Origin of the sequence: Pantoea sp. 18069, from assembly GCF_902706035.1 — a bacterium.
GTDB lineage: Bacteria > Pseudomonadota > Gammaproteobacteria > Burkholderiales > Burkholderiaceae_C > Comamonas.
This window is the reverse complement of the sequence record NZ_CACSJA010000003.1, coordinates 189,862-197,764: the sequence shown is the minus strand read 5'-3', so window position 1 is coordinate 197,764 and position 7,903 is coordinate 189,862. Positions and strand designations below refer to the sequence as shown.

Here is a 7,903-nt window from a genome sequence, read left to right as displayed (position 1 = left end):
GAATGATCGGGGTGTCGTCGCCGGGGAAGTTGTACTTGTCCAGCAGCTCGCGGACTTCCATTTCGACCAGTTCCAGCAGCTCTTCGTCATCCACCATGTCGCACTTGTTCAGGAACACGATGATGTAAGGAACGCCAACCTGACGGGCCAGCAGGATGTGCTCGCGGGTCTGGGGCATTGGGCCGTCAGCGGCCGAGCAAACCAGGATGGCGCCATCCATTTGAGCGGCGCCGGTGATCATGTTCTTCACATAGTCAGCGTGGCCGGGGCAGTCAACGTGCGCGTAGTGGCGGTTGGCGGTTTCGTATTCGACGTGCGAGGTATTGATGGTAATACCGCGGGCCTTTTCTTCAGGCGCCTTGTCGATTTCGTCGTACTTCTTGGCTTCGCCGCCAAACTTGGCCGACAGAACGGTTGCGATGGCAGCCGTCAGGGTCGTCTTGCCATGGTCAACGTGACCGATGGTGCCCACGTTGACGTGGGGCTTGGTGCGTTCGAACTTACCTTTTGCCATGAGATTTCTCCAAAAGAGCAAAACCTGTGTGATGTTTAACGTCTGCACCGAATTGCTGATTCCCCCCGCACAGGAAACAGGGGGGCACTCAATCGCAGACCTGGCAAGCCCGGCGGCCATCCTTGCGGACAGCCGACGGGCAAAAACCTATTTTACTTCGTGCGGGCAGCCATGATGGCTTCCGACACGTTGCGAGGGGCTTCAGCGTAGTGCTTGAATTCCATCGTGTAGGTGGCGCGACCTTGCGTTGCCGAGCGCAGCGAAGTGGCGTAACCGAACATTTCCGACAGCGGGACTTCGGCCTTGATGGCCTTGCCGCCACCGACCATGTCGTCCATGCCCTGGACCATGCCGCGACGCGAGGACAGATCGCCCATCACGGTACCGGCGTAGTCTTCGGGAGTTTCCACTTCCACGGACATCATGGGCTCCAGAATCACGGGGCTGGCCTTGCGGCAGCCTTCCTTGAAACCGAAGATGGCAGCCATCTTGAACGCCAGTTCGTTCGAGTCCACATCGTGGTACGAACCGAAGTGCAGCGTGACCTTGACGTCCACCACGGGGTAGCCGGCCAGCACGCCTTGCGTGACGGCTTCGTTGATACCCTTTTCGACCGCAGGGATGTATTCGCGAGGAACCACGCCGCCCTTGATCGCGTCGACGAACTCGATGCCCTTGCCGGCTTCGTTGGGTTCGATCTTCAGCACCACGTGACCGTACTGGCCCTTGCCGCCCGACTGACGCACGAACTTGCCTTCGGCATCTTCGACGGTCTTGCGGATGGTTTCGCGGTAAGCCACCTGGGGCTTGCCGACGTTGGCTTCGACGCCGAATTCGCGCTTCATGCGGTCGACAATGATTTCCAGGTGCAGCTCGCCCATACCGGCGATGATGGTCTGGCCCGATTCTTCATCGGAGCGCACGCGGAACGACGGATCTTCAGCGGCCAGGCGCGACAGGGCAATGCCCATCTTTTCCTGGTCAGCCTTGGTCTTGGGTTCCACGGCCTGGGCAATCACGGGCTCGGGGAAGACCATGCGCTCCAGGATGATGGGGTGGTTCAGGTCGGACAGGGTTTCGCCGGTCGTCACGTCCTTCAGGCCCACGCAGGCAGCGATGTCACCGGCGCGAATTTCTTCGACTTCCAGGCGTTCGTTGGCATGCATCTGCACGATACGGCCGATACGTTCCTTCTTGCCCTTGACCGCGTTCAGGACGGTGTCGCCCTTGGTCAGCACGCCCGAGTAGACGCGCACGAAAGTCAGCTGGCCCACGAAGGGGTCGGTCATCAGCTTGAAAGCCAATGCAGCGAACTTCTCGCTGTCATCCGCCTTGCGCGTCAGCTTCTTTTCTTCGTCGTCAGGGTCGGTGCCTTCGATCGCAGCCACTTCCACGGGTGCGGGCAGGTACTGGATCACGGCGTCCAGCATGCGCTGAACACCCTTGTTCTTGAACGCCGAGCCGCACAGCATGGGCTGGATTTCGACAGCCAGGGTACGCGTGCGCAGGCCGCTCATGATTTCCTCTTCGGAGAGCGAGCCCTCTTCCAGGTACTTGTTCATCAGCTCTTCGCTGGCTTCAGCCGCGGCTTCCACCATCTTTTCGCGCCACTCGTTCGCCACGTCGACCAGGTCGGCGGGGATTTCGCGGTATTCGAACTTCATGCCCTGCGACTTTTCGTCCCAGAAGATGGCCTTCATCTTGACCAGATCCACCACGCCTTCGAAGCCGTCTTCAGCGCCGATGGGCACGACGACGGGCACGGGGTTGCCCTTCAGGCGGGTCTTGATCTGCTCGACGACCTTGAAGAAGTTGGCACCGGTACGGTCCATCTTGTTCACGAAGGCCAGACGGGGGACCTTGTACTTGTTGGCCTGGCGCCACACGGTTTCCGACTGGGGCTGCACGCCGCCCACGGCGCAATACACCATGCAGGCAGCATCCAGCACGCGCATCGAGCGCTCGACTTCAATCGTGAAGTCGACGTGGCCGGGGGTGTCGATGATGTTGAAGCGGTGCTCGGGGAACGAGTGGTCCATGCCCGACCAGAAGCAGGTCGTGGCGGCGGACGTGATCGTGATGCCACGCTCTTGCTCTTGCTCCATCCAGTCCATGGTGGCAGCGCCATCGTGCACTTCGCCCAGCTTGTGGTTCACGCCGGTATAGAACAGGATACGCTCGGTGGTGGTGGTTTTACCTGCGTCGATGTGAGCGGAAATACCGATGTTGCGGTAGCGCTCAATGGGAGTCTTGCGAGCCATGGTTGATCCTTAATTGATCGTATGGAGATGGGGTCTGCCAACCCGAAACACTGTGGGCAGCAGTTAATTTGGGGGCGCTCCGAATCGAGACAAGGCCGCCGGCAAAGAATTGCGAGCGGCCTTGTGTCAGAAAGCGCTAACGCCGATTAGAAGCGGAAGTGGCTGAAGGCCTTGTTGGCTTCGGCCATGCGGTGCACTTCGTCACGCTTCTTCATCGCGCCGCCACGACCTTCGGTCGCTTCCAGCAGCTCGTTGGCCAGGCGCTGGGCCATGGACTTTTCACCGCGCTTGCGAGCAGCTTCCTTGATCCAGCGCATGGACAGCGCCAGACGACGGACAGGGCGCACTTCGACAGGCACCTGGTAGTTCGCACCACCCACGCGGCGGGACTTGACTTCCACCATGGGCTTCACGTTGTTGATAGCCACCACGAAGGCTTCCAGAGGATCCTTATCGGGGTGCTTCTTGTGGATCAGTTCCAGGGCGCCATAAATGATGCGCTCTGCAACTGCCTTCTTGCCGCCTTCCATGATCACGTTCATGAATTTGGACAGCTCTACGTTGCCGAACTTGGGATCCGGCAGAATTTCACGTTTGGGGACTTCGCGACGACGTGGCATTTTTTACCTCTATCTTTGCTTCAGTTGGCATCTTTTCAGACACCGCGGGGGTCAACAGGACTCCCACTTACTCGACCCACGCAAAACACTTGCGCTTGGGGTCACTACGTTTGAACTACCTGCCCGGCAGGACAAACACCGAAAATCTGTCTACAAAAAGGCTTAGGCCTTCTTGGGACGCTTGGCACCGTACTTGGAGCGCGATTGCTTGCGATCCTTGACGCCTTGCAAGTCGAGCGAACCACGCACGATGTGGTAGCGAACACCTGGCAAATCCTTGACACGACCGCCGCGAACCAGCACGACGCTGTGTTCCTGCAGGTTGTGGCCTTCACCGCCGATGTACGAAATGACCTCGAAACCGTTTGTGAGGCGCACCTTGGCGACCTTACGCAAAGCGGAGTTAGGCTTCTTGGGCGTCGTGGTGTACACACGTGTGCACACGCCGCGGCGCTGTGGAGAGTTTTCCATCGCAGGGCTCTTGGACTTGATCGTTTCGACCGAGCGCCCCTGACGAACGAGCTGGTTAATGGTTGGCATGTATACGTCCCTAAACGTAAAAAACGAAAACGTGAATCCCTTCGGAATTTCCGAAAAGCATTCGACTGTAGCAGCTTGGCTCAAGCAAAGCAAGCCGCGTCGCCAAGCACCCCTGCATGCATTGCATGTACTTGGGGTGCTGACGAAGACTGCGAACGTTGAAACGAGCACGCCGGGCCGCCCCAAGCCGCGAAGGCCCCTCCTGGAGGGGCAGCGCAGCTACACGCAGTGAGCAAGCGTGGGGAGCCACGAGCAGCGCCGGGCCGCCCCAAGCTGCGGCGCCCCTCCCGGAGGGGCAGCGCAGCTACACGCAGTGAGCAAGCGTGGGGAGCCATGAGCAGCGCCGGGCCGCCCCAAGCTGCGAAGGCCCCTCTTGGAGGGGCAGCGCAGCTACGCGTAGCGAGCAAGCGTGGGGAGCCAGTTACTTTATCCAAAGGCGGATGGAGTCCCAGAGGCGGCCAAAGAAGCCGGCCTGCTCGACTGCCTCGAGCGCCACCAGCGGCACTTCGGCAACAACCTGGCCGTCCAGAGTGACCTTGAGCGTGCCCATGGCCTGGCCCTTGGTGAACGGGGCGATCAGCGGATCTTGGCGCACGACTTCGGTCTTGAGTTTGCCGGCCGAGCCCGCGGGCACGGTCACGACGATGGACTTGGGCTGGCCGATCTGGATGGTGCTGGACTGGCCCTTCCAGACTTCGGGCGTCGCCACGGGCTGGCCGACGTCGAACAGCTTGACCGAGTCAAACGCCGTGTAGCCCCAGTTCAGCAGCTTCTGGCTTTCGGTGGCGCGCGCATTGGCACTCGAAGCGCCGAGCACGATGGACAGCAGGCGGCGCTCGCCCACCTGGGGCATGGTGCGCTTGGACGTGGACACCAGGCAGTAGCCCGCGGCGGCCGTGTGGCCGGTCTTCAGGCCGTCGACCGTGGGGTCGCGAAACAGCAGCGTGTTGCGGTTGGTGCCGTTGGAGGCGGGCGTGCCTGCGTAGTGGTACTGCTTGGTCGCGTAGTAGTGCATGTACTCGGGGAATTCCTGCATCAGGCGCTGGGCCAGGATGGACAGGTCGCGCGCCGTGGTCAGGTGGCCGGGCTCGGTCAGGCCTTCGGGGTTCTTGTAGCTCGTGCCTTTCATGCCCAGGGCCTTGGCCTGCTCGTTCATCAGGCGCACGAAGTTCTCGAGCGAACCGCCCACGCCTTCGGCCAGCGCCACGGTGGCGTCATTGCCCGACTGGACGATCATGCCCTTGATCAGATCATCGACGGGCACCTGCATCTTGGGGTCGATGAACATCCGCGAGCCGGGCATCTTCCAGGCGCGTTCGCTGACCGGGAAACGCTGCTCTAGCGAGATTTTCTTGGCGCGCAGCGCGTCGAACACCAGATAGCCGGTCATCAGCTTGGTCAGCGAGGCCTGCTCGATGGGCGCGTCGATGTCCTTCGCGCCCAGCACCTGGTTGGCGGTGACGTCGACCAGCAGGTAGTTGCGGGCGGCGATTTCGGGCGGCTGGGGCTGGCTGATCTGGGCCAGCGCGAACGTGGGCGCAAACGCGGGCGCCATTGCCACGGTGACGGCAAGAACACGCAAGGTGTTGAATATCGGGGTCATGTAAGGCTCGGAGAAAAGCGGAAAAAACGCCCGCCAGTGCAGCGGGCGGCGAAGCGTGGCTGGCGGCTGCGGCCGTCCGCCATGGACGTCACAGGCCCGGCAGCAGGTGGCGGACCACGAGGCTCTTGAGCAGCGGCAATTGTCCGTGAAAGAAATGACCGCCTCCGGGCACAACTGTGACAGGGAGTATCTGCGGGCGCGCCCAGTCCATGACCGAGGCCAGGGCCACGGTGTCGTCGGCTTCGCCATGCACCACCAGCGTGCGCTGCTGCGCGTCGGCCGGCACGGGCGCGACGCTGAAGCGACTGGTGGCCGTGCCGACCAGCACCGCACGCTCGATGCGGCCTTCGGGCCAGAGCTGGGCCAGCGCATGGCTGGTCACGAAGGCGCCGAACGAAAAACCGGCCAGCGCGATCGGGCCGGCGGGCGCGACCTGGCGCACGACTTCTAGCAGGTCCTGCAGCTCTCCCTGGCCCGCGTCGTGCGCGCCGGCGCTGGCGCCCACGCCGCGGAAATTGAAGCGCACGGCAGTGAAGCCGCTGTGCACGAAGGCGCGCGCCAGGGTCTGCACCACCTTGTTGTCCATGCTGCCGCCGAACAGCGGATGGGGGTGCGCAATCACCGCCACGCCGCGCAGGGGCTGGCCCGCATTCAGTACAGCGGCGTCGCGCAGCGCCTCGATCGCGCCGGCGGCGCCCGTCAGGGTCAAGCGTTCAGTCTGGGCATTCACGTTGCAATTCCATGGAAGCGGCGGGCGCCGATGCCGGCGCGCCGCCTGAAAGACAGGGGCTGGTCGGATGGAGTGGGTTTCAGCGGCCAAGTTCCGGCGGCGTGAGCAGACGCTCGACAATTTTCCCGTTCTTCAGGTGCGACTCGACGATTTCGTCGATATCGCCGTCATCGATGAAGGTGTACCAGGTGCCTTCGGGGTAGACCACGGCCACCGGGCCGGCCGCGCAGCGGTCCAGACAGCCGGCCTTGTTCACGCGCACCTTGCCCGGCCCGGACAGGCCCGCGGCCTTGACCTGGGACTTGCAGCGGTCGAATCCGGCCTTGGCGCCATGCAGCGCGCAGCAGTCTTCCCCCTCGGGGCGCTCATTCAAACAAAAGAAAATATGGCGCTCGTAATAGCCGCCTGTGCTCTGGTCGGAGGTGCTGTCACTCATAGGAGTCCATTTTAGGCGTGCCATCCTGCCCCCTGCGCACGCAGGCCGGGCCGGGGCGCGCGGGTTGAATCAGGTGGGCAGTGGCCGGGCCGGGGCCGGAAGCGGCCGGTCGGGGCGCGCGACCTTGAGCAGCACATAGCCCAGCGTGGCATAGGGCCAGAGCCAGGCCAGCCATTGGCCCAGCCCATAGAAACGGATGAAGCGCCCCTGCTCCCAGGTCTGCAGCGTCTGCGCGAAATAGGCGCTGGTCGGCGCCTGGTTGAGCAGGCTCAACTGCCACATCAGCACCAGCATCAGCACGGCCGCGCAGGCCCGGCCGGGCAGCGCGATCAGCGCCGCGGCCAGGGCCAGCGCGAACCAGATCGCGAGCTGGGCCGGCATGCCCAGCCATTGCCAGGCATGCACCGGACCATAGCTCAGCGCCGACGACAGCGCCGTGGCGGCAATGCCCAGCCCCACGCCAAGCACGGCCAGCACCGCGCGCCGCCCGATATGCGGCACCACGCAATAGGCCAGCAGGCAGGGCGCGAGCAGACCCAGCACTTCGCACAGCAGCTCGCCGCCCGGCGACAGCGGCACCAGCTGCGTGTCGCGCAGCGGCAGCCAGGCGAGAAATGGCGTGCCGTCGAGCAGCTCGGTCAATGCCGACTCGAGGCGTTCGAACACCTGGCCCAGACTGAACGGCACGGCCGCGGGCACCAGCAGCGCCATGGGCCAGAGCACCAGCAGCACGATGGCGCCGCGCGCCTGCGCGCTGAACCAGCGCGCGCGAAACACGCTCCAGCGGTCGAGCGCGCCCAGGCGCTCGAGCAGCAGCGCCAGCAGCGCGCCGATCAGCGCTCCCCCGGCATTGAGCACCAGGTCCATGTTCGACGGCACGCGCCGCGGCAGGTAGATCTGCAGGAACTCCATGGCCGCAGACAGCAGCGTGCCGGCCAGCGCCGCCACGGGCACGGCCGCACGCGGCGCGCCCGAACGCTGCAGGGCCAGCGCCAGCAAAAAGCCCAGCGGCCCGTAGCCGACGACATTGATGTTGACGTCGAACCAGGTCCAGTAAGGCGGAGGAATGGTGGCCGTGAGAAACACCCAGGGGTTGATGCCCTGGGCACGCCAGCCCGTGAAGGGAAACAGGCTCGCAAAGACAATCAGCGCCGAATAGACCAGCGCCAGCGGCCAGGCGGAAGTCTTGTGCACTGCGC

At 63.4% G+C, this 7,903-nt stretch carries 8 protein-coding genes; all 8 read right to left on the bottom strand.

Annotation, left to right across the window (positions count from 1 at the left end):
• A partial coding sequence (locus GVL12_RS04800) for a GTP-binding protein (protein ID WP_159911515.1) occupies nucleotides 1–514 on the bottom strand: 514 nt, incomplete at its 3' end.
• A gap of 152 nt (nucleotides 515–666) precedes the next feature.
• The gene (gene fusA / locus GVL12_RS04795) at nucleotides 667–2,775 is read right to left on the bottom strand and encodes an elongation factor G (RefSeq protein WP_159911514.1); all 2,109 of its coding nucleotides are present in this window, start codon (nucleotides 2,773–2,775) and stop codon (nucleotides 667–669) included.
• A gap of 146 nt (nucleotides 2,776–2,921) precedes the next feature.
• Nucleotides 2,922–3,395, bottom strand: a complete 474-nt coding sequence (gene rpsG, locus GVL12_RS04790) for a 30S ribosomal protein S7 (RefSeq protein ID WP_159911513.1) — start codon at nucleotides 3,393–3,395, stop codon at nucleotides 2,922–2,924.
• Nucleotides 3,396–3,557: 162 nt separating this feature from the next.
• The gene (gene rpsL / locus GVL12_RS04785; RefSeq protein ID WP_159911512.1) at nucleotides 3,558–3,935 is read right to left on the bottom strand and encodes a 30S ribosomal protein S12; all 378 of its coding nucleotides are present in this window, start codon (nucleotides 3,933–3,935) and stop codon (nucleotides 3,558–3,560) included.
• Between the two features lie 421 nt (nucleotides 3,936–4,356).
• Nucleotides 4,357–5,538: a D-alanyl-D-alanine carboxypeptidase family protein gene (locus tag GVL12_RS04780; protein ID WP_159911511.1), complete on the bottom strand. Its 1,182-nt coding sequence runs from the start codon at nucleotides 5,536–5,538 to the stop codon at nucleotides 4,357–4,359.
• Nucleotides 5,539–5,626: 88 nt separating this feature from the next.
• On the bottom strand, nucleotides 5,627–6,268 hold the full coding sequence (locus tag GVL12_RS04775) for an alpha/beta hydrolase (RefSeq protein ID WP_159911510.1): 642 nt from the start codon (nucleotides 6,266–6,268) through the stop codon (nucleotides 5,627–5,629).
• 79 nt (nucleotides 6,269–6,347) lie between these two features.
• Entirely contained in the window at nucleotides 6,348–6,704 is a 357-nt protein-coding gene (locus GVL12_RS04770; protein ID WP_159911509.1) for a ferredoxin, read from the bottom strand.
• 69 nt (nucleotides 6,705–6,773) lie between these two features.
• Nucleotides 6,774–7,898 carry a VanZ family protein gene (locus tag GVL12_RS04765; RefSeq protein WP_159911508.1) on the bottom strand — a complete coding sequence of 375 codons (1,125 nt, stop codon included), beginning with the start codon at nucleotides 7,896–7,898 and terminating at the stop codon, nucleotides 6,774–6,776.
• Nucleotides 7,899–7,903: the final 5 nt, after the last annotated feature.

Bases quoted from the DNA above. Each gene is read 5' to 3' on its own strand.
- GVL12_RS04770 (WP_159911509.1), bottom strand. From the start codon at position 6,704: ATGAGTGACAGCACCTCCGACCAGAGCACAGGCGGCTATTACGAGCGC.
- GVL12_RS04780 (WP_159911511.1), bottom strand. From the start codon at position 5,538: ATGACCCCGATATTCAACACCTTGCGTGTTCTTGCCGTCACCGTGGCA.
- rpsL (WP_159911512.1), bottom strand. From the start codon at position 3,935: ATGCCAACCATTAACCAGCTCGTTCGTCAGGGGCGCTCGGTCGAAACG.
- rpsG (WP_159911513.1), bottom strand. From the start codon at position 3,395: ATGCCACGTCGTCGCGAAGTCCCCAAACGTGAAATTCTGCCGGATCCC.
- fusA (WP_159911514.1), bottom strand. From the start codon at position 2,775: ATGGCTCGCAAGACTCCCATTGAGCGCTACCGCAACATCGGTATTTCC.